This is a genomic window from Vibrio sp. OPT24 (genome assembly GCF_015163545.1).
GTDB classification, from domain to species: Bacteria; Pseudomonadota; Gammaproteobacteria; order Enterobacterales; family Vibrionaceae; genus Vibrio; species Vibrio cyclitrophicus.
Genome location: NZ_JADDYI010000053.1, coordinates 110,518 through 133,856 on the forward strand (window position 1 = coordinate 110,518; position 23,339 = coordinate 133,856).

Below are 23,339 nucleotides of genomic sequence, written 5' to 3' on the forward strand. Positions count from 1 at the left end.
AAAATGGTGTCCTTTAATGCCTCTAAATACGATCAGTTAGCTAGTAGCAACGGAGGCTGTAATGGCAGGCGAAAATAACCAAAACAACCAAAATGAAGATCTCAATGACGCGGTAGAACAGACGGACACGAACGACGCGGGTACGCCCTCCCAACAGCAGAATCAACAAAATCAACAAAATACGATTGCGTCGACGGTAGCGACGGGTGCTGAAAATACGGATGCGGCAGACGAAATAAACCAGGCTTTAGAAGATAACCCGAGTGGTGCAGGCAATGCTGAAGATGCCTCTGCTTCTGGCGCGGCTGTTCAAGAAGAAACAACAGAAAGCAGTAGTGATTCAGATGCTGCTCAATCTAACGTGGTTGATGGTGCAGCAACAGAGACAGGCACAGATGGTGCCACAGCTGGGAGTGGCGGCTCAGGAGCAGGGGCTCAAGCTGTAGGTGGTGGAGAAAGCACGTCTTCTGACGGTGGGACAGATGCGGAAGGTAATGAAGGGCAAGGTCAAGCAGCAACAACATCTGCTTCGCTTAACGCTGATTCTTCTGATTCTGGTGAGCAACAAGCTAATGACGATTTAGATTCACAAACGATAGAAGAGACGTTTGCAGTTGATGTTCAAGCTTCTGATGAAGAGAGCATCAGTGAAGTAGAGGATGACTTTGATTCTGAAACAGTAAGCGAAACGTTCAAAATCCAAGTAGAAAGTGAAAATGATGCGCCAGAAGTAGAACAAGACCTGGCATACATCATGGATGAAGATGGCTCCATAACATTCACTCAAGAACAATTACTCGAATACGCAAGTGATGTTGATGGAGATGAACTGGTTGCTTCTAACGTTCAAGTCGGCGCAGATGCAACGGTTCAAGATAATGGTGATGGCACTTTCACGGTTGTTCCTTCTGCAGATTTTAACGGCGAACTTGATCTAACTTTTGATATCAGCGACGGCCAAGATACCGTAAGCAGCGCAATTGATTTAACGGTTCGTCCTATTAATGACGCGCCTGTACCAGAAGATAAAACCTTTGAAATAGAAGAAGACGGCACACTCATCTTCACCGATGCAGACCTATTAACAGGCGCGACAGACATTGAAGGTGATAACCTGACTGTTGAAGGTGTGACCTACGATGGCGGCGACGGTATTCTTACTGATAACGGTAATGGTACTTACACCTTTGCTCCGAATGAGAACTTCAATGGTGACGTAAACTTCGGCTTCGATGTGTCTGACGGGACTGATACGGTGTCCGCAAACATCGATGTGAGTGTAACGGCGGTTGATGATGCGCCAGTATCGGGTGACCTTGCTTACTCAGTGGACGAAGACGGTTCGATTCGTTTAAGCCAAGAGCAGCTTTTATCGCAAGCATCAGATGTTGAAGGTGATGACCTAACGGCTAGCAGCCTAACAGTTGGCGGTGATGCAACAGTTACTCAGAATGATGATGGCAGTTTTACCATCACGCCCGATGAGAACTTCAATGGCGACATCGATATCAGCTTTGATATCTCAGATGGCACCAACACAGTTCAAGCTTCTGCAGACTTAACGGTTAACCCCGTTAATGATTTACCAGTCCCTCAAGATCAACAATTCAGTATTGCAGAAGACGGTACTCTTCAGTTCACTGACGCGGATCTGCTTACAGGCGCAACCGATATTGAGGGTGATGATTTAACGGTTGAAGGCATCAGTTATGAAGGGACTGATGGGGTACTGACAGACCATGGTGACGGCTCATACAGTTTTGCGCCAAATGAAAACTTTAATGGTGAGGTTAACTTTAGCTTCGATGTGTCTGATGGTACCGATACCGTATCTGCAAACATTGATGTTAGCGTGACTCCTGAGAACGATCCGCCAGTCGCGGGTTCAACGTCTTACACGGTGAATGAAGATAATTCGATTACCATTTCTGATGCACAACTATTGGCAACATCTTCAGATATTGAAGGTGATGTATCCATAGACAGCGTGACTTACTCTGGTAGTGATGGTGTCCTTGAAATCAACGGTAACGGTACTTATACCTTCTCGCCAAACGAGAATTTCAGCGGTGAAATAGCACTGGATGTAGTTGTCACTGATGAAGAAGGTGCAACCGATGCCACAACCGCTGGAATTACCGTTCTTGAAGTGAACGATCCGCCAGTTGCAGGCCCAACGTCTTACACCATTGATGAAGACTCAGTACTGACATTCAATGAATCGCAAGTGCTACTTAATGCTTCTGATGTTGAAGGGGACGTTGAGCTTGTTGGTATTAGCTACGATGGCCCAGATGGTATCTTCTCGGTTAATGGCGATGGTACTTGCAGCTTCGCTCCGAATGAGAACTTTAATGGCCAAGTTCAGCTTGATGTGACTATTCGTGATGAAGATGGTGCAGAAGTTGATACTGTCATCAATGTTGATGTTCTGCCAATTAATGATGCGCCAGTATCGGGTGACTTGGCGTACAACGTTAACGAAGATGGTTCAATCACATTGAGCCAAGAACAGTTGCTGTCTCAGGCGTCTGATGTTGAAGGCCAAGATCTAACTGCGAGCGACCTAACGGTTGATGGTAGCGCGACAGTAACCGCTAATGATGATGGTAGTTTTACCATTACACCAGATGCGAACTTCAATGGTGACATTGATATTCAATTCAACCTCAATGATGGTACTGACACGGTTCAAGCAACTGCAGATCTTACTGTTAATCCAGTTAACGATTTACCCGCTCCTCAAGACCAACAATTCAGTATTGAAGAAGACGGTACGCTGCAATTTACTGATGCCGATCTATTGACTGGTGCGAGCGATATTGATGGTGATGACCTAACCGTAGAAGGTATTAGCTATACAGGTGGCGATGGCGTACTGACCGACCACGGTGATGGTACTTATACCTTTGCGCCAAATGAAAACTTCAATGGTGATGTGAACTTCAGTTTCGATGTGTCTGATGGTACAGAAACAGTCAGCGCCAACATTGACGTTAGCGTCACGCCTGAGAACGATCCGCCAGTTGCGGGTTCTACCTCATATATGGTGAACGAAGACAATACCATTACTATTTCTGATGAGCAATTGTTAGTAAATTCATCTGACGTTGAAGGCGCGGTATCGATTGATAGCGTGACCTACAGCGGCACAGATGGTGTGTTCCAAGACAACGGTGACGGCAGTTATACCTTCCTTCCTAATGAAAACTTCAGTGGTGATATTAGCCTTGACGTGATTGTTGCTGATGAAGATGGTTCGATTGATGAAACCACCGCGGGCATTACCGTTCTAGAAGTGAATGACCCACCGGTTGCAGGTCCAACGTCTTACACCATTGATGAAGATTCTGTTCTTACATTCAGCGAATCTCAGATTTTAGTGAATGCCTCTGACGTTGAGGGCGGTGTAGAGCTAGTTGGCATCAATTACGATGGCTCGGACGGTATCTTTATCGTAAATGGTGATGGTACATGTAGCTTTGCACCCAATGAAAACTTTAATGGTCAAGTTCAACTGGGTGTGACCATTAAAGATGAAGACGGCGCAACGGTTGATACTCATATTAATGTTGATGTACTACCAATCAACGATCCACCGACTTCTGGTGACTTGGCTTATACCATTAATGAAGATAGCTCGATCACTCTGAGCCAGGATCAATTGCTAGCTCGAGCGGGTGATATTGATAGCGAAAACCTAGAAGCTATTAACCTGTCGACCGATGAAAATGCGACCATCCAACAAAACGACGATGGTAGCTATACGATTACACCAGACGCTGATTATAACGGCGACTTAGACTTGAGCTTCGATATCATCGATAACGACGGTGGTTCAGTTCAAGTTGGCCTAGACATTACCGTGAATCCGCTGAATGACTTGCCACAAGCGCAAGATCAACAGTTCTCAATTGAAGAAGACGGCACACTACTCTTTACAGACGCAGACCTACTCGCAGGAGCATCAGATATTGATGGTGATGAACTGTCGATTGAAAACGTGCTCTACACTGGCGCAGACGGCGTTCTTAGTGACAATGGTGACGGCACATACAGCTTTGCTCCAAACGAGAACTTCAATGGTGAGGTTCAATTCTCATTCGATGTTTCTGATGGCACAGGCTCAACGGCTGCTGTTATTGATGTCAGCGTAACGCCAGAGAACGATCCTCCAGTCGCAGGTTCAACGTCTTATACAGTTCAAGAAGATGGCCAAATCACGATCAGTGATGAGCAGTTATTAGCGAACTCTTCCGATGTTGAAGGTGACGTTGCTCTATCGAGCGTGACTTACGCTGGTGACGACGGTTCGTTTGTTGATAACGGTAATGGTACTTACACCTTTACGCCAAATGAAAACTTCGATGGTGATATTTCACTAGACGTAGTTGTCGTTGATGAAGCCGGTGCAACCGCAACAACAACCGCTGGCATCGATGTTATTGCTGTGAATGATGGACCTGAAACTTCGGGCATTCAGGCTGAGGTAGACGAAGATAATTCAATTACCATTACTCAAGAGCAGTTACTTGCGAATGCAACTGACGTTGAAGGTGATGAGTTAACGGCATCTAACTTACAAACCAACGATCCAGACGCAACAATTGTTACTAATGACGATGGTTCATTCACCATCACGCACACAGAGAACTTCAATGGCGAGTTGGACTTTACATACAGCATCAGTGATGGTGACAATGAAGTTCTAACCACACTCGACTTAACGGTTAACCCAGTTAATGATGCGCCAGAAGCGGGCGAAGAAATCTTCATTCAAGCACAAGAAGATCAAACGGTTGGTGTGACGCTTCGTGAAGAGCCGGCACTACGCCTGGATCAAGCACCAGAAAACGGCATCATCGAAGCAAATCTTGACAATGAGTGGGTAGTACTGGAAGTCGGACAAGAAGTGCCTGCTGATACAGAAGTACGCTTTGTTCCAAGTGAGGGTGCTCTGGCTGAAGGAACACATACCACGCAAATTGGTACCTTCGACGATAATGCGAGCGTAGACGATTGGGGCACAGAAGTAGACCCATACACGCGTGAGTTCTCGGATGGCGACTTAACGGTAACGGTTCAAAGTAACGATGATCCACTTGGCGCTTGGAATGGTAACACACACATTGGTCACGGCCTTGGTGATACCGATCGCCAAGGGCTGAGTGGTGATGAAAAACTGACTGTTTCAGTTGAAGGCCAAGACATCAACGAAATCAGTTTCCACCTAGATGGTTTAGGTGGTTGGTTCATGGAAGATTCACGTCACTTTACAGAAGTAGAAATCAAAGCATTCAATGAGGATGGCGACCTAATTGACTCGATGACTTACCACAAAGAAGATCGTGGTGGTTACGAGACTGATTACACGCTTACCGTCTCTGAACCTGTGTCTTACTTTGAACTCGGTACGGTACAAGGAAATGGTACTTACGTCGTTCAAAACATGACAGTGTCACAAACCTGTCATGATGAAGCCGTGTTTACTTCGATTGGTGTAGACGGTTCTGAAATCACTGAAACGGTTGAGTTGAACATCCATGCGGGTGACAACGAAATCGAGCTAACGGCTGATCTTCCAAATATCACTATCGATACGGAAGGTTCTGCTCAGTTTGCTTCTGTTGTGATTACAGAAGAACAGTTACTGGCACAAGCCTCTGATATTGATGGCGACGACCTTGATATTCAAAATCTAGAGCTGGTGGGTGAAAACTCAGAGCATGCAACACTGACTGATAATGGTGATGGTACTTGGACGGTAACACCGGATGAAAACTTCCATGGTGAAATCGAACTGGGTTATCAAGTTACCGATGGTGAATTGACCGACGACAACATCATTAACATTAACTTCGAGTCGGTGAATGATGCACCAATCGTTTCTGGTCCAATGGTGCTATCGACAGACGAAGACCAAGGTATTACTTTCAGTGCTGATGATTTATTGGCGAACACTACAGATGTGGAAGGCGATACGCTGTCTATTTCTGACATCACTTACGGTGGTGATCACGGTGACTTGGTCGACAACGGCGATGGCACGTTTACCTTCATGCCGAATGAAAACTTCAATGGTGAAATCGACATCGATTACAAAGTCTTCGATGGCACCGATGAAGTAGCAACGCACCTAGATCTAACAGTTATACCAGTCAACGATATTCCTGTTCCAGGTGAGCCGCTACACACCCAAATGCTTGAAAACGGCTCCATGATCATCGAAGCGAAAGACCTATTGTCTGGTGCGACCGATGTTGATGGTGACATTCTTCATGTTGAAAACCTACTACTTGCAGACCAAACGCAAGGTACCTTAACGGATAACGGTGATAATACCTTCACCTTCGAGCCTGCAGAGAACTTCTCTGGTGAAGTGAATCTGACCTTCGATATCAGTGATGGTCAAGCAAGCGCGCCAAGCATTGCAACAGTCGACGTTGAAATTGTCAACGAAGGCCCTGAAGTTAGCGGCCCAATTGAAGCGGCGGTTGATGAAGATGGTTCAATCACCATTACGCAAGAGGACTTGTTGGCGAATGCAACCGATGTCGATGGTGACAACCTTGAAGCGGTTAACTTTGCGACCAACGATCCAAATGCGGTTATTGTAGAAAACTCAGACGGTAGCTTCACAATCACACCAAGTGCAGACTTCTTTGGTGAGATTGAGTTCACTTACGATGTCACTGACGCAATTGAGACAGTGGCAGCCGATCTTAACCTGATCGTAAATCCAATCAACGATGCGCCAGACGTTCCAGACATGTCTTTCACAACGGAAGATGGTCAAGCAATCACCATTACCGAAGCTGAACTATTAGCACAAGCGACAGACGTTGAAGGCGATGAGCTGTCTGTTGTGAATGTGACTAGCGCGAGCGACACGGTAGAAGTCACGGACAACGGTGACGGTACATACACATTAACGCCAGAGCAGGGTTTCTTCGGCAATGTTGACTTAACGTTTGATGTGAGTGACGGCACCGACGTGGTGGCTGCAAACATTGACCTAAAAGTTGAGTTCGTCAATGACACGCCAGAAGCGACGCCAATGGTTGCAGATGTCGACGAAGATGGTTCAATTCTCGTTACACAAGAGATGTTGTTGGAAAGCGCGAGCGATCAAGATGGTGATGAGCTGTTTGCGAGTGCGCTGGAAACCAATGATCCAAATGCCAGCATTGTAGACAATGGTGACGGTACTTACACAGTAACACCTTCTGAAAACTTCAACGGTGATATTGCATTTACTTATGAGGTAAGTGACGGAGAGCTAAGCACATCTAATGACATGACATTGACCGTTAATCCGGTGAATGACATTCCAATTGTTGCTCCAGGCATGTATCACATTGAAGAGGATGGCAGCATCCTGTTCACTCAAGAAGATCTGTTGAGTGGTGCGATTGATATTGATGGTGATGACTTAAGCGTTACCAGTATCAATTATTCTGGCGATGAAGGCACAGTCACCGATAACGGCGATGGCACGTTCAGCTTTGTTCCTGAAGAGCACTTTAGTGGTGACCTACAGTTCAGCTTTACGGTTACCGATGGCACAACTGAAGTAGAGCAAGACCTAAACGTTCATATTGAAGCGGTCGCGGATGCGCCAGATCTTGTGATTACCGATGGCGACGGCGTTAACGTTGATGATGAAGCTATTTTGGTTGAGCCTGGCGGCATTGTTGAACTGAACATTGCAGCGGCGCTTGTCGACCAAGATCTATCAGAAACACTGACTGTAACGGTTGATGGTGTGCCGGAAGGTTCTGTCATCCAATACGATAACGAAGGCGTTCTGAATGACCAAGATAACGGTATCACCAGTTACAACGATACTGAAATCACTGTAACGTTTGAAGGTGAAACCGCAGGTTACCAAAACACCGCGGGTTACTACAAAGTTGACGAAGACGGTAACATCACGGGTGTTGAAGTCGTTTATGAAAACGCATCACAAGTTGATGGCGGTGGTGACCTTGTTCCTGGGCAAGATCAGTTCAGCTTCCAAGTCGAGGAAGGTGAGAGTTTCAACTTGTTCTTGATTCCAAACGGACATCAACACAATGACTTTGACGCGATGCAAGACGGTCAGTACGAGTTCCGTGCAGCGGATGGTTCACCAGCGAACATGGACACGGTTGATCCTCAACTTGTCTTTGTTGCTGCAGATGGAACCGAAACCGTAGTGCAAGGGCAGAACGGTGACGCGATCTTCCATGGTGGTTCAAGCTCTCAGCTAAACCAAGATGGTATCGAACATACTCGTACGACGGTTAATGAAGACGGCGAGCTGGTTTACGGCTTTGAAGATTTGTATGGCGGTGGTGACGCTGACTACACGGACTTCAACTTCACAATCGATGTGGGTGAAGTGAACAGCCAAATCTACAGCGGTGAAGTGACGGTTGGCCCTGTTGGTACGGTGAACTTACCAACAACGGCAATCGAAAATGCGCTACAAATCCAGTTACCAGAAGACTTCAACGAGCAGCTTGAAGTTCATGTAACCGCAACCGCAACAGAGCTATCGAATGATGATTCTGAAACGGTCTCTCAAACCATCTACATTAACGCGACAGGCGCCCACATTGAACATGCACCTGAAGCACTTCCTGTTGCTGCAACTGTGGAAGAAGATGGTTCTATCATCATTACGCAAGAAGACTTGTTAGCTAATGCTCGTGATCTCGATGGCGACCAGCTGACCGCTCTGAATTTAGCAACTGATGATGAGAGCGTTACGATTACCGATAACGGTGATGGTACTTACACATTAACGCCAGATGCTGACTTCAATGGCGATGTTAACTTCACATTTGATGTATCGGATGGTGATGATGTTGTCTCTACCAATCTTGAGTTAACCGTTTCACCAGTGAATGATGGTCCAGAAGCGCAAGACCAAGCGTTCACAGTTGGTGAAGACGGTGTGTTAACGTTCAATGACCAAGACCTATTAACGGGTGCAACGGACATTGAAGGGGACGACCTAAGTGTTGAAGGTGTGACTTACACTGGCGCAGACGGTGTTCTCACAGATAACGGCGATGGCACATATAGTTTTGCGCCAAACGAAAACTTCAATGGCGATGTGAACTTATCGTTCAATGTATCAGATGGTACCGATACGGTAACTGCTAACATTGATGTCAGCGTGACGCCAGAGAATGATCCTCCAGTGGCGGGTAGCACGTCTTACACCGTTCATGAAGACAACTCCATTACGATCAGTAACGAACAGCTATTAGCGAACTCTTCGGATATTGAAGGGGAGGTGGCAATTGATAGCGTCACCTACAGTGGCAGTGACGGTGTGTTGGAAATCAACGGCAACGGTACTTATACCTTCTCTCCAAACGAAAACTTTAACGGCGAAATTAGCCTAGATGTTGTCGTGGTTGATGAAGATGATGCTGCCGTATCGACTACCGCGGGTATTACAGTCCTTGAGGTAAACGACCCTCCTGTGGCTGGTCCAACGTCATACACTATCGATGAAGATTCTGTACTGACCTTCAATGAGACTCAAGTTCTATTGAACGCATCTGATATCGAAGGTGATGTACAACTCGTCGAGATTAACTACGATGGCCCTGACGGCATCTTCTCCATCAATGGTGACGGCACATGTAGCTTTGCACCGAATGAAAACTTCAACGGCCAAGTACAGTTAGATGTGACCATTCAAGATGAAGACGGCGCTCAAGTTGATACTCATATTACGGTTGATGTCTTACCAATCAATGATGTTCCAGTATCAGGAGACTTGGCATACAGCGTTGAGGAAGACGGTTCGATTACCTTGAGCCAAGAGCAACTTCTATCTCAAGCGAATGATGTAGACGGTGATGACTTAACCGCTTCCAACCTAATGGTTGATGGTGATGCGACGGTTACCGCTAACGATGACGGTAGCTTTACCATCACACCAGATGCGAACTTCAACGGTGATATTGACCTAACGTTCGACATCAACGACGGGGTAGACACACTTGTTGCTACCGCTGACTTAACTGTTAACCCGGTTAATGACTTACCACAACCACAAGATCAAGCCTTCAGTATTGGTGAAGATGGCGTCTTGAGCTTCACTGACGAAGACTTGCTAACAGGTGCGACAGACATCGATGGGGATGACCTATCGGTTGAAGGTGTGACTTACACTGGCGCCGACGGTGTTCTTACTGACAATGGCGACGGAAGCTACAGCTTTGCGCCAAACGAGGACTTCAATGGTGATGTGAACTTCAGTTTTGATGTATCAGATGGTACCGATACGGTTCAAGCCAATATTGATGTGAGCGTGACACCAGAGAACGATCCACCTGTTGCGGGTAGCACGTCTTACACGGTTCATGAAGACAACTCAATTACTATCAGTGATGAACAGTTACTTGCCAACTCTTCAGATATTGAAGGTGAGGTCGCGATTGACAGTGTGGCTTACACAGGTGCCGATGGTGTCTTGGAAGACAACGGTAACGGTACGTATACTTTCTCGCCAAATGAAAACTTCAACGGCGAAGTTAGCCTTGATGTTGTCGTTACCGATGAAGAGGGCGCAACTGAAGCAACCACCGCGGGTATTAGTGTACTTGAGGTGAACGATCCACCAGTGGCGGGCAGCACGTCTTACACGGTTCATGAAGATAACTCCATCACGATCAGTAACGAACAATTGCTAGCGAACTCTTCAGATATTGAAGGTGAGTTTGCGATTGATAGTGTGGCTTACAGCGGTGCCGATGGTGTATTCGAAGACAACGGTAACGGTACATATACCTTCTCGCCAAACGAAAATTTCAATGGCGAAGTGAGTCTAGATGTTGTTGTGACCGATGAAGACGGTGCAACTGAAGCAACGACAGCTGGAGTTACTGTTCTTGAGGTGAATGATCCACCAGTCGCGGGTTCAACCAGTTACTCTGTCAACGAAGACGAAGTTATCACCATCAGTGCCGAGCAACTGTTGGCGAACGCTTCTGATATCGAAGGTGAAGTGGCGATTGATAGCGTTAACTATACAGGCGCTGACGGTATCTTTACTGACAACGGTAACGGCACATTCAGCTTTGCACCGAATGCAAACTTCGACGGTGATGTGAGCCTCGATGTAGTGGTGACAGATGAAGACGGTGCGACAGTTGCCACCAGCACAAGTATTGATGTTTTGCCAATTAACGATCCACCAGTATCGGGCGACTTGGCGTACAGCATTGATGAAGATGGCTCGATTATTCTGAATCAAGAGCAATTGCTGTCTCAAGCTTCTGATGTGGATGGTGATGAGCTTACGGCAAGCAACCTAAGTGCGGGCGATAATGCAACCGTTGTTGATAATGGTGATGGCACCTTTACGGTAACGCCAGATGCGAACTTCAATGGCGATATCGACCTAAGCTTTGATATTTCGGATGGTACAGAGTCAATTGTGGCAAACGCCGATCTGACGGTAAACCCAGTTAATGACTTGCCAACGACATCTGATGTTTACGCGAACGTTGATGAAGATAATGTCATCACGATCACGCAGGAGCAACTACTTGCGAATGCCGCTGATATTGAAGGTGGTGATCTTGTCGCTTCCGACTTAACCTTGGTGGGAGATGATGCAACGATTGTCGATAATGGCGATGGCACATTCTCGATCACTCCAAGCGAAAACTTCAATGGCTACATCGATGTGGCTTACAGTATCAGCGATGGTGACACACCGATTGCGGCTAACTTAGGTTTGACGGTTGATCCAGTTAATGATGCGCCAATTGTTTCTGCTGATGTTGCGATAACCATTGAAGAAGATGGTTCGTACACCATTACTCAAGAAGAACTCCTACAATTCGCGACTGACATCGAAGACGATGACATGACCGCAATTATCGGAGAGCAGGGCGATGAAACGACCGTAACCGGTACGGTGCTGGATGCTGAAACGGGTAGCCCAGTCGTTGGTGCAGACGTCACAATGACCGATAACGCCGGTCACTCATACACTACGGTGACAGACCAATTTGGTCACTACTCTGTGAGTGGTCCAGTTGTTGACCAAGGTACCGTAACTATTGAACAAGAAGGCTCTATTACTAGCAGCTTCCTTATACCAGCAGGTGAAGATACCAATGGTGGCGTAACCGCAATATCTGAAGTCCTTGAAGAAACAGATATGCGTATCGTCGTGACCTGGGGTGAGAGCCCTCGTGATATGGATAATCACCTATGGCTTTACGATACAGAGAATGGAAATGAGTTAGACCATATCTATTACCGCGATATGAGCCACGACCTTGGTGAAGGCAATGTCGTCCAACAAGATGTTGATGACACAAATGGCGGTGGCCCTGAAACCATCACTATTCCAAATTATCAAGATGCTGACATGCACTATTCAGTACACAACTACACCAACAGAAGTTGGGATGTAGATGGTGTTGAAGATGTGCAGGTTCAGGTGTTTGTTGGCGATACTTTGGTTGAGACCTTTACTCCAGACTTGCCTGACAATCCAACGGGTGAGCATTGGCATGTGTTTGATATCGTTAATGGTGTTGTAGTTCCAAGCCAAGATGTAGGCAGCGAGAATGCGTTTGATTTGCCAACGGCTGAAGAAGCGCTCGCGAATGAAAACGGCATTAATATCTCTGAGTTGCTAACGGGTGATGAAGATGGAGACTCTGGTGAAACGGGTGGTAACGAACCAAGTGTTGGAGACGTCTCAATTGAGAACGCGCTTATCACTGACAATGGTGACGGCACTTACACCATCACTCCTGAAGAGAACTTCAACGGTGAATTCTCGATTAGCTATAACGTGGACGATGGCAACGGTGGTGTTACTCCAGCAGAACTAGACGTCACCGTTACAGCCGTTAACGACCTTTCTGTTATTTACGACCACGACTACACCATTAATGAAGATGGGTCGTTGATCTTTACTGATGAACAGCTATTGGCTGGTGCAACGGATATTGATGGCGAGAACCTTTCTGTCGAATCGGTTAATTACGAAGGTACCGACGGTGTGTTCACGGATAATGGCGATGGTACTTATACCTTTGCTCCAAACGAGAACTTCAATGGTAACGTTGACCTAACTTACGATGTCAGTGACGGTACCGATGTTGTATCGGCAAACATTGATGTGCAAGTTGTCCCAATTAATGACGTACCGGTTGCTGGAACCACTGCTTACAGTGTTGAAGAAGATGGCAGCATTACCCTAAGCGATACGCAACTACTGGCGAACAGTTCAGATGTTGAAGGGGAAGTGTTTGTCAGCGATGTCAGCTACAGCAGCACCGATGGTGTGTTCACTGATAATGGTGATGGTACTTACACCTTTGCTCCAAACGAAAACTTTAACGGTGATATCAGTCTTGATGTCTCTGTAATGGATGAAGATGGCGCAACTGCTGAAACAACTGCAGGTATCGACGTCATTGCTGTTAATGACTTGCCAGTTGCAGGTTCAACGACCTACAGCGTTGACGAAGATAACGTGATTACCATCTCTGAAGCGCAGCTTATTGCGAACAGCTCAGACATTGAAGGTGATGTATCCGTTAGCGACGTTTCCTACTCTGGCGCGGACGGTATCTTCACTGACAATGGTGATGGCACTTACAGCTTCGCAGCAAATGAAAACTTTAACGGCAACATCAACCTTGATGTGACGGTTATTGATGACGACGGTGCAACGGCTCAAACTACTGCGGGTATTGATGTAATCGCAGTCAACGACGCACCAGTATCAGGTGACTTGGCTTACTCAGTCGATGAAGATGGTTCAATCACGCTAAGCCAAGAACAACTGCTTGCTCAAGCATCGGATTTGGACGGCGATGATCTTACCGCGGCTAATCTAACCGCGGGTGATAACGCTACCGTTACGGCAAACGATGATGGTTCATTTACTATTACACCGGATGCCGACTTTAATGGTGATATTGACCTTAGCTTCGACCTTTCTGATGGTACTGAAACGGTTGTTGCAACGGCCGACCTTACTGTGAATCCAGTGAATGACATCGCGGTTGTAGAAGATGTCGCTTACACCATTGAAGAAGATGGTTCACTTACCTTTACAGACGAGCAACTGCTAGCGGGTGCTTCTGATATTGATGGTGATGAGCTTTCAGTTGCTGATGTGTCTTACACTGGCGCAGAGGGTGTGTTTACCGACAATGGCGATGGCACTTACACCTTTGCTCCAAACGAAAACTTCAACGGTGAAGTAAGTCTGGACTTCTCAGTATCTGACGGTACAGAGACGGTTGATGCAAACATCGACGTAACGGTAACAGACGTTAACGATGCACCAGTGGCAGGCGCAACGTCTTACCAAATGAACGAAGATGGCACCATCACATTGAGCCCTGAGCAGTTGATTGCTAATAGCTCAGACGTTGATGGTGAAGTGTCGCTTGAAAGCGTGACTTATTCAGGCTCTGACGGCTCCTTGGTTCAAAACGATAACGGGTCTGTGACCTTCACGCCGAGTGAGAACTTTAACGGTGATATCAGCTTAGATGTGGTCGTGACCGATGACGACGGTGCGACTGCAACAACAACGGCAGGTATCGAAGTTCTGGCTGTGAACGATGGACCAGAATCTGAGGAAGTGGAACTAACCACAGCCGAAGACAGCACCATTCTTATCACACAAGATATGTTGTTAGCTCAAGCTACCGACATCGATAACACCGCAGACGAGCTGTCAGCTTCTGGTCTACAAATCGATCCTAGCTTGGGTGAGTTGTTAGACAACGAAGATGGTACTTGGTCATTTACGCCAAACGAAAATTTCAATGGCGATGTGCCAATGACGTTTAACGTTAGTGATGGCCAAGAGACAATTTCAGTCGACGGTAACATCGATGTCACGCCAGTGAATGATGCACCTGAAGCGCCAATGATTGAGATGCAAGGCGAAGAAGATGTGGTCATGGTGATTGACCCTGCTTACATCGCGGATCAAGTCACAGACCTTGATGGTGACGAGATCAGCATCGAAAGCATCACGGTTCGTGCTCCAGCCAATGCGACCTTAACTCAGCAGCCAGATGGCATGTATCACTTAGTGACTACTCAAGACTTCAATGGCTTGGTAGAACTGGGTTATCAAGCAACTGATGGTGAAGAAGTGGTTGATGGCTCGCTTAATGTGGATGTCATTCCGGTTAACGACGCACCATTTAACGTCGGCAACGCAATGATGACCACAAACGAAGATGGCGCGTTCACCTTTGATGCTGGCGACTTGATGAACTTGTTCGGTGACATTGATACCGCTGACCTTGTGGTTTCACGCATCATCACCGCAGACGGTGAAGATGGCGGAGAAGTAACAGACAACGGCGATGGTACTTGGACATTCACACCAACGGGTGACTTTGCAGGCGTTTCAGACCTACAAGTTGTCGTAAGTGACGGTGAGTTCGAAACGGTTCTCGATGTTCCTGTGTACGTACGTCCTGCCGCAGATGGTGCGGTTATTTCAACTGACCATGACGGTCCATTAGTCTTCGGTGAAGATGAAACGGGTCACTTAGGATTGAACGTTGGCTTAGTCGATGATTCAGAAACACTCAGTAACTTGGTGATGACAGGTTTTCCGGTTGGATTTGAGGTGACGGATGGTGTAAATACCGTGATGATCACCGAGCCGGGTCAATACATCGACCTGTTCGATTGGGATATCTCAAACATTCAAATGACGCCTCCTGAAGACTTCCATGGTGAGTTCTTCGTAACGGTTAGCGCAACAACGGTTGATTACGGAGATGAACCAGAAGCGTTCGAAGATGGCATCGATTCAGGTGATTTCGAAACCCTAGCGGGTGATTCCATCATCCTAACCGCTGATGACCTAATCGGTTTAGCTGAGAATGTGAATGCTGATAGCGATGATGAAGTGAAACTGGTTCATCTAGCAGACCGAAGCCAAGGTGAGATTGTCGATAATGGCGATGGCACCTGGACGTTCACGCCAGCATCAGGTTTTACTGGCGAAGCAGACATTGCTTACGTGATTGATAAAGACGGCGTGCTTCATGATGAGCAAACTGGCGTAGTCGTGAAAGAAGGTGACTCGCGAGAGAATGCAGCACCAGAAATTAACAGCATCACAACCACTGAAATAGCAGCGGATACAACCTTGTCGTTCACTGATGAAGACATGTTAGCGAACCTGATCGATGCAGAAGGCGATAGCTTGAGCATTGAGTCAGTAAGCTTGATGGAAGGTCAGGGCGTAATTGAGAGCGATAACCAAGGTAACTATCAATTCACACCGGCTGAAGACTACACCGGCGATGTTCAAGTTGGATTTATAGCGACCGATGGCGAAAACCGTATCGAAAGCTTCTTCAATGTTGATATACAAGACGCCGAAGAATTAGCCCTAAGCGAAGGCTATGTCTTAGCGGGTGATGGTTCATTAATCATCACAGAGTCACAGCTGGTGGATGAGTTAGGTGTGAGTGATTCTGCACAAGTTGCTGATGTTGCCGACGCGAATGATGCAGGCTTCTTCGCTGAATCAGGCGAAGGTCAGTGGACATACTGGCCAAACGAAGACTTCGATGGCAATTTAGCGATGAATGTTGAAGTCAACGATGGCAGCGAAGTATCAAGCCACAGCTTAAGCATCCAAGTAGCCGATAACTCAGCACAAAGTGATGAACCACCAGTTCAAGCTGCTCAAGTAACAGAAGAGCAACAACTAGATGTGGTTCAGCAAACTGTTGACCAAGTTCAAGATGTTGAAACTGAAGTCGAGAACAGCGTGGCTGATGTTACAGCGGCACCGGGCGATACTATTTCTATCTCGGTTCCAGATGAGGTGAGTGGTAACGAATCGGTTGATTACGCTGATATGTCTGGCTTACCTGAAGGCGCTACTGTGAGCAACGCACTGGATAACGGTGATGGTAGCTTCACAATCAGTGGCAACCTAGATCAGCCTGTATCCGTAGAACTTCCTGAGGGTTATGAAGGGACTAGCGAGGTGCAATTCCAAGGTTACGATGATTTGGGTAGCTCAATAGACGGTGCAAGCGGTTCTGTTGAAGTTGAGATCGACGATCAATACACCATGCAAGGTTCGACGCAAGAACAGCAACCGGACATGGCAGGTATGGAGTCTGGCGGCAGCGACTGGACAAGTTCAGGTGGTCAAGAGCAAGGTATTGACTTCACCGACGATTCTGGCAGCTTCGATTCAGATTCTCAAACTGGAACTGATCAAGGCAACGACTTAGACCAAAGCCAAATTTAACCCAATGAGTTCAGTCGTCTTTTGAACTAAGAAGCAAATAGGCGCATAACGTTGCGTTTATTAAAGCCATGCAGAGAGGGTTTGCATGGCTTTTTATTTGTCATTTATTGTTCATTATTCTCATTTAAAAACTGCTATAAAAAACTGGACATTAAAACTTGTGAACGAATAAAAGTGTCCTTAATTATTAGAAGAGTCAGTTAAAAGGAGGGACGACATGTATCGATATGTCAGTTCACCACAAGCATCTAGATACATAGTGCCACCACCTCAACATCGAGAGTTGTCGAGTATCGATGTGCCTGAATCTGAGTTAGAGATGCGAGAAATTCTGAACAATTGGTTTGCCGATGGTTTGGCTCCGATTATTCAAAGTGAAGACGATTATATTTCGGCAAGCGACCAAGTACGGTTTGAGAAACTAAGTCGTACGGTTGGCATGTTATTGAGGAATAAAGACTATTACTTTGCAACTAAGCGCATCTTGTCTTTGTGGGAACAAAACTGCCTTGAAACTACCTATGTGAATTACCTTATTTTACGCAGTGAACGTGTTACTTCTTGAAGTAATCAATACTCCTATGTTTCTCTGTAAGACTGTTTAGCCAACAAAATGGCACTTTGCTTTATATACTTCTGATCGTTCAAACGTTTTAACGAAGTAGGCAAACAAAAAGGGCAAGCTTTGAAGCTCACCCTTATGATTGTTCTTTAAATGTCTAATCTAGCTATTCAGCGCTCTAGTTGCTAAGTTTTGTGTTCTTAATTGCTTAGACCCAGCCATCAAATTTCAGTCGTTTTTGAATTCTTTCGATCGCTTCTTTCTGCATTTGTCTAACACGTTCATTAGACACATTTACATCCAACATTTCTCCCACCTCCGAAAGTGTTTTCACCTTGTTATCAAAGAAACCAAAGCGGTGAATGAGCACTTTCTGCAATTTCGGTGGCAGTGTGTTGATGATTTGCTCAAGCGCGTGTGTGAATGATTGATCTTCACAGTCTTGTTGAGGGTCGGGGATGCATTCGCTTTCGCATTGTTCCAACACAAGTGGAGCATGGCTAATGCCTACTGTTGTTGTTACGTCAATAAATCCGCTTAACGCCACCAATTTATCGACACGCTCAACCTTAACGCCAGAACTTGATGATAGCTCTGAGATAGAAACTTCTTTACTCATTTTTTTGCTTATATCTAACTTCTTTGATGCGAGGCTATTAATTTCTTTGCACACATGAGCCGGTAAGCGGACAGTCCGACCCTTATTCATTAATGCGGCTTCGATGTTTTCGCGAATCCACCATACGGCATAGGTTGAAAAACGATAGCCGGGTTCTGGGTCGTATTTGTCGATGGCCTTGATCAAGCCAATATTACCTTCCTCGATCAAGTCGAGCAGAGTGAAGTTATTACCTTTACGCTTTAGGTAACTTTTTGCGATTTTTACAACTAGGCGCAAGTTTGATTCGATCATTACATCGCGCGCTTTTTTATCACCAGCGCAATTCAATTTAGCGTAATACACTTCATCTTCACGAGATAGAAGGTCAATGCCCACAAGATCCTTTAGATAATACGCATAGGGTTCAGTCGTGGTAGTCAATGAGCCTTTAGTAGGAGGGTGATCCGTGAGCTCCTGGAACGCAGCAAAACTGTCTTTGTTCATTTCCTTGTCCTTATTTAGCCGACTGAACGTTTTATTTTATTATTATGCTACTGAGTGATTAACGCTCGATTTTATTAGAGTGTAGATAACAGTTTCTCGTTTACCAATAAATAAAATGCAATTTCGTATACTCCTGTCACAAAAAGATCTACAAATATTTAGCTATTTTGCATCTCATTAAATGTACTGCTTTTTCATTGAAAACATGAACATGCATGGGTTATAACGCGTGAGCTATGCGTTGGTGTTCCCAGATAGGTGGTGTGAATTTATAGCCGTTTATAGCTTGTGTGATTTGAAGGCTAGCGTCAAAGAAAGTGGCAAGAGTTAAGGTTCTACTTAGAATACTTCAACTCTCTATCTTGTCCTGCTGATAAGTGTAACGAGTCAAGTCTAAACTCTATTAGCTCGTTTAATTCTATCGAGTATCTGAACAACTAGAAGATAATAACGGGTTAGTTGCACATTGAGGCTGTTAATAAGCGCTAAGCGCCTCATCAATCTGTTTGTTGATGATCTTCACTTCGCTGTAGATTACGGACAGATCCTCATCTTTAGGTGCGAGTTTATTGAGCGTGTTTTGCTCGACTCGCTCCAAGGCCGCCGTGGCCGTTTCTTCGCCGAAACTGGCTAAGATGCCTTTTAAAGTATGCACTGTAAAATGAAGCTTGCCCCAATCTTGTTGTTGTACCAACTCTTTTATCTCGTCTAATGAGTTGCCATGATCTTCTTGATACACAGACAATACTGCAAAAATGACTTCTTGGTCATTGTCTAAATAGGTGTTTAAAGCGTCAAAATCTAGCATATAGACTCCCGTCGGCTGATTGTGGGAAATGGGCAAGGTGGCTTGGTGATAAACCCCTTGAGTGATAAGTCGCTAACCCATGTCTTCCATTTTTCTGGAAGTTCTAGTTGGGTGATTTCTTGTACGAAATCGTCACTAAGTTGTTCTTGTATTTGAGTTTTATTTACAGCATATAAATAGTCAAGTTTAGCGGCTACAGAATATGGGTAATTGTGAATATAGTTCTTAAGATCATTTACTGAATCCACACTTTCTAGGTTTATCAAAGTGGAAGGAGACAGTGTTGCTGGTTGAATTTGATGCAATACAGGATCACCGCGAGATAGGATACATTTCGTCACTGCACGGTACATAGAGTATTCCCCAAAGTGATCTAGTAAAGGTAACAATTGGTTGAGTAAATCCGTTGGGCCATCGTAAAAACGATGAGAAAGCAAAGTAGTCGCTTTTACCAATTTATGATGAGCAAGTTTTTCATTTTTTTCGAATATCAGAATATGACAATGGAAAATCGCTAGGTTTGAAAGTATTTGATTTTGCGAGTGATTTGGTAGTTTTAGATTAACCTGTGTCGTAAATTGTCCTGCATGCTCTATCAACAATTTTTTGTTGGTTACATGCATTTCTCGTTCATATGTTGCTCTCAACGCGTTGAAATAGGTCGATATAGAGTGAATAACGTCGAGGTCTGCTAATGAAATACTGTTAGCGTAAATCTCCCCTAACTTGATCAGAACTTGAGTATTGTCGACGTTCTCAGCTAAATCGATGGCGCGAATCGCACGGTGGCTGATGCTCGGTGTTAATTCAAAGGCTCGTATCGCCAATTTTAACGCTGGTATTAACATCTGGTGTTTTTCGTAAATACAGCTTAAACAATCAATCACGTTCAAAGAAAGAGGCTGCGCAACAAGGTAGTTGTGCAGTTTGTCTATGGCTGACTTTGGCTTACCCAACCCGTCCAAAATTAAAGCTTCTGCTACCAGTTTGGTTGGATGCATGTTCGTTCCAGATTTATTAAGTAAATATGAGAGCAATTCCCACTTTTTGCGTGCTATCAAGTGTTCGATAAGCGTTGCTTCGAACTGTACCTTGGTATCCTTTCCTGGAATGTTTAATGCTGAATTGAGTGCTACTTGATTATTGATTGGATATAGGTTTGTAAGCTGGCTAATTTGCTTTGCTTCAAAGACGGCGGTTTGAATTTTCTTTCCAAGAGCAAGTGTATTGATTGGTTTAGAAATAAAGTGGTGCGCTTCGCCGGATAAAGCTGTCAATACCGTTTCCTGACGCATATCACCAGAGAGCAATATAATTGCAACGGTATGATCGATCAGTCGGTTTCGATAGAGAATCCCTAGCAGCTCAAATCCAGTGAAAGATTGTTCTAGATGATAATCGATGAGAAGGACATGGAAAGAGTGACTTTCGACTGCTTTGATCGCTTGTTGGTAGTTGGTCGCAATGAAAACATTTCTATGCGGAATCCCCAAACCAACTAGCTGCTGTTTGATAAGAATGGTGGCGCTCTTAGAGTCGTCTACAATCAAAACCCTTAGGTCTGGCGATAAGGTCAAATTGTCATTCCCAAAAATTCGATTATAAGGTCAATTTAGGTGTCAAGTTGCACATTGTCAAGATGGCGTATTCTTTAATGAGACCACTTGATGTTATTGCTTCTATGTTAGTTATTCACGGGTTAAAAGAGCAATTGAATTGAATTGAATTGAATTGAGTTTTAGTGTCCATAGCTTTTGGTCTGCGATAGAAGTCTTGATGCTAAGCGCTAATAACTGTTACAAATCTAGGTGCATATGATTTACCGTATTTATGTGTTTAATCGAAATTATTTATGGTAATCATGCTTTATCTGAATTGTTGCCGCGTACACCCGCAAGTATTCTTACAAATAAGACACGGTATATTATTCCGTTTATAAGGATATTTGATGTTTTCCCTTTCTATAAAAAATAAAGTTTTGGCTTTGTGCCTTTTTTCTTTTGCTGGCTTCAGTAGTATTTTATTTGTGGGCGAAAGGGCCTTAAGTAATAACAATCAACAAGTAAATCGAATTGATGAAGTTGTCTATCCGATAATGGACTCATCTTCGATGAATCGAGTGTTAATACCTCAACTCGCCGAACGTTTTAATTTAGCGGTGACGTTGGGTGATGAAGAATTATTGGCAATGAACGTCACAACATACAAGGCGATTATTGCGAACTTTAAACTGCAGTCTGAGTTAGATCCATCCATAAAATATTCGATTACTGAACTTCAAAGAAGTACGAAAGCTTACTTTGATTCAGCGTATCGAATAGCTAAAGGAATGATTGACGAAGATATTTCATTAAGTGAAGCAGGGCAACTGGCTAAACAGAGCAGTGAAATACTAGAAGGTTTAACCAAAGGGGTTAATGACTTTTCCGAGGCTCGAATTTCTGATTTCGAAAGCTCGGTAACTTCCCTTGAAGAAAACAATCTTCGTTCAAACCGGATCATGAGAGTGCTTGGTGTTGCTGCATTGATTTCATTGTGTTTATTTGGCTGGTTTGTTGTCTATGCAATACGTAAAGACTTAGCCAATATCAGTGACAAAATGAGAGACATAGCAGAAGGCGAAGGTGATCTAACAGTTAGGCTGAAGCATGAGAAAAACGATGAACTTAAACCACTAGTTGATTCGTTTAATTCATTTGTTTCTCACTTACAACGTAATGTGACAGACACCATTGAAAACGTGGTGGCGTTGGATTCTATTTCGCGTTCTTTAGTGAGCACAAGCCAAAACACGCGCACTTTGTCCAAGAATCAACACTTGGCTATTGAAGAAGTATCCCAATCGTTACAGCAGCTATTTAGCGCGGCTAAAGATATTGCTCACAATGCAAGTGATGCATCTTTGTCTGCTACAAGTGCGAGCGAGCAAGCGTCTATGGGCGAAGTGCAAGTCAAGAGTACTATTCTTGCGGTACAAGAACTCACCACAGATGTACGTCAAGCTTCTCAAGTGGTTGGGCAACTCGATACCAATACGCAAAGTGCAGGATCGATACTAGATTCAATTAGCGCGATCGCAGAGCAAACTAACCTACTTGCATTAAACGCGGCTATCGAAGCGGCCAGAGCGGGTGAGCAGGGCAGAGGCTTTGCTGTTGTGGCTGATGAAGTTCGTACATTAGCATCAAGAACACAAAGCTCTACGCAAGAGATCCAGTCCGTGCTGTCTCAGCTGCAAGAGCAAGCTAAAATGGCGTCAAAAATTATCTCGGAAAGTGCAATCAAAGCTGAGAATTGTGTTGAACAGTCGTTGGTGGCGGAGAAATCTCTTATTCAGATCACCAATGATGTGATGGAAATTAGTCAACGTAACGATAGCATTGCATCGGCAACTGAAGAGCAAGAACAAACCTCTTCTCGTATTGAAATGTTTGTAACGGATATCCGTGATATGGCTGAAGGTACTACTGACAGTGTTCAACAAGTGGATTCAGTCGCTCAGGATATTCAAAAAATCACACGAAACCTATCTGAACTAACGGGTCACTTTAAGATCCGTTAGCTTTCCTCAATTCTT

At 45.0% G+C, this 23,339-nt stretch carries 6 protein-coding genes; 3 read left to right on the forward strand and 3 right to left on the reverse strand.

What is annotated here, in order from left to right; genetic code table 11:
- The first annotated feature begins 61 nt into the window (after positions 1 to 61).
- Both IQO02_RS14280 and IQO02_RS14285 read left to right on the forward strand, forming a co-directional pair.
- Positions 62 to 17,287 (forward strand): tandem-95 repeat protein, encoded by a 17,226-nt coding sequence (locus IQO02_RS14280; RefSeq protein ID WP_102282495.1) that lies wholly within the window; start codon positions 62 to 64, stop codon positions 17,285 to 17,287.
- A 217-nt stretch (positions 17,288 to 17,504) separates the two neighbouring features.
- Positions 17,505 to 17,852 (forward strand): hypothetical protein, encoded by a 348-nt coding sequence (locus IQO02_RS14285; protein WP_010429354.1) that lies wholly within the window; start codon positions 17,505 to 17,507, stop codon positions 17,850 to 17,852.
- A 205-nt stretch (positions 17,853 to 18,057) separates the two neighbouring features.
- On the opposite strand, the gene IQO02_RS14290 is transcribed toward IQO02_RS14285, so the two are convergent.
- The 3 genes from IQO02_RS14290 to IQO02_RS14300 all read right to left on the reverse strand — a co-directional run bounded on the left by IQO02_RS14290 (position 18,058) and on the right by IQO02_RS14300 (position 21,339).
- Positions 18,058 to 18,954, reverse strand: coding sequence for a sigma-70 family RNA polymerase sigma factor (locus IQO02_RS14290; protein ID WP_016788220.1), 897 nt, complete (start codon positions 18,952 to 18,954; stop codon positions 18,058 to 18,060).
- A 475-nt stretch (positions 18,955 to 19,429) separates the two neighbouring features.
- On the reverse strand, positions 19,430 to 19,762 hold the full coding sequence (locus IQO02_RS14295; protein WP_010429358.1) for an Hpt domain-containing protein: 333 nt from the start codon (positions 19,760 to 19,762) through the stop codon (positions 19,430 to 19,432).
- On the reverse strand, positions 19,756 to 21,339 hold the full coding sequence (locus IQO02_RS14300) for a response regulator (protein WP_016784196.1): 1,584 nt from the start codon (positions 21,337 to 21,339) through the stop codon (positions 19,756 to 19,758). Before IQO02_RS14300 ends, IQO02_RS14295 begins: the two co-directional genes overlap by 7 nt.
- Before the next feature lie 371 nt (positions 21,340 to 21,710).
- On the opposite strand from IQO02_RS14300, the gene IQO02_RS14305 reads away from it, so the two are divergent.
- Complete coding sequence (locus tag IQO02_RS14305; protein ID WP_010429363.1) at positions 21,711 to 23,324, forward strand: methyl-accepting chemotaxis protein; 1,614 nt, start codon at positions 21,711 to 21,713, stop codon at positions 23,322 to 23,324.
- Positions 23,325 to 23,339 lie beyond the last annotated feature (15 nt).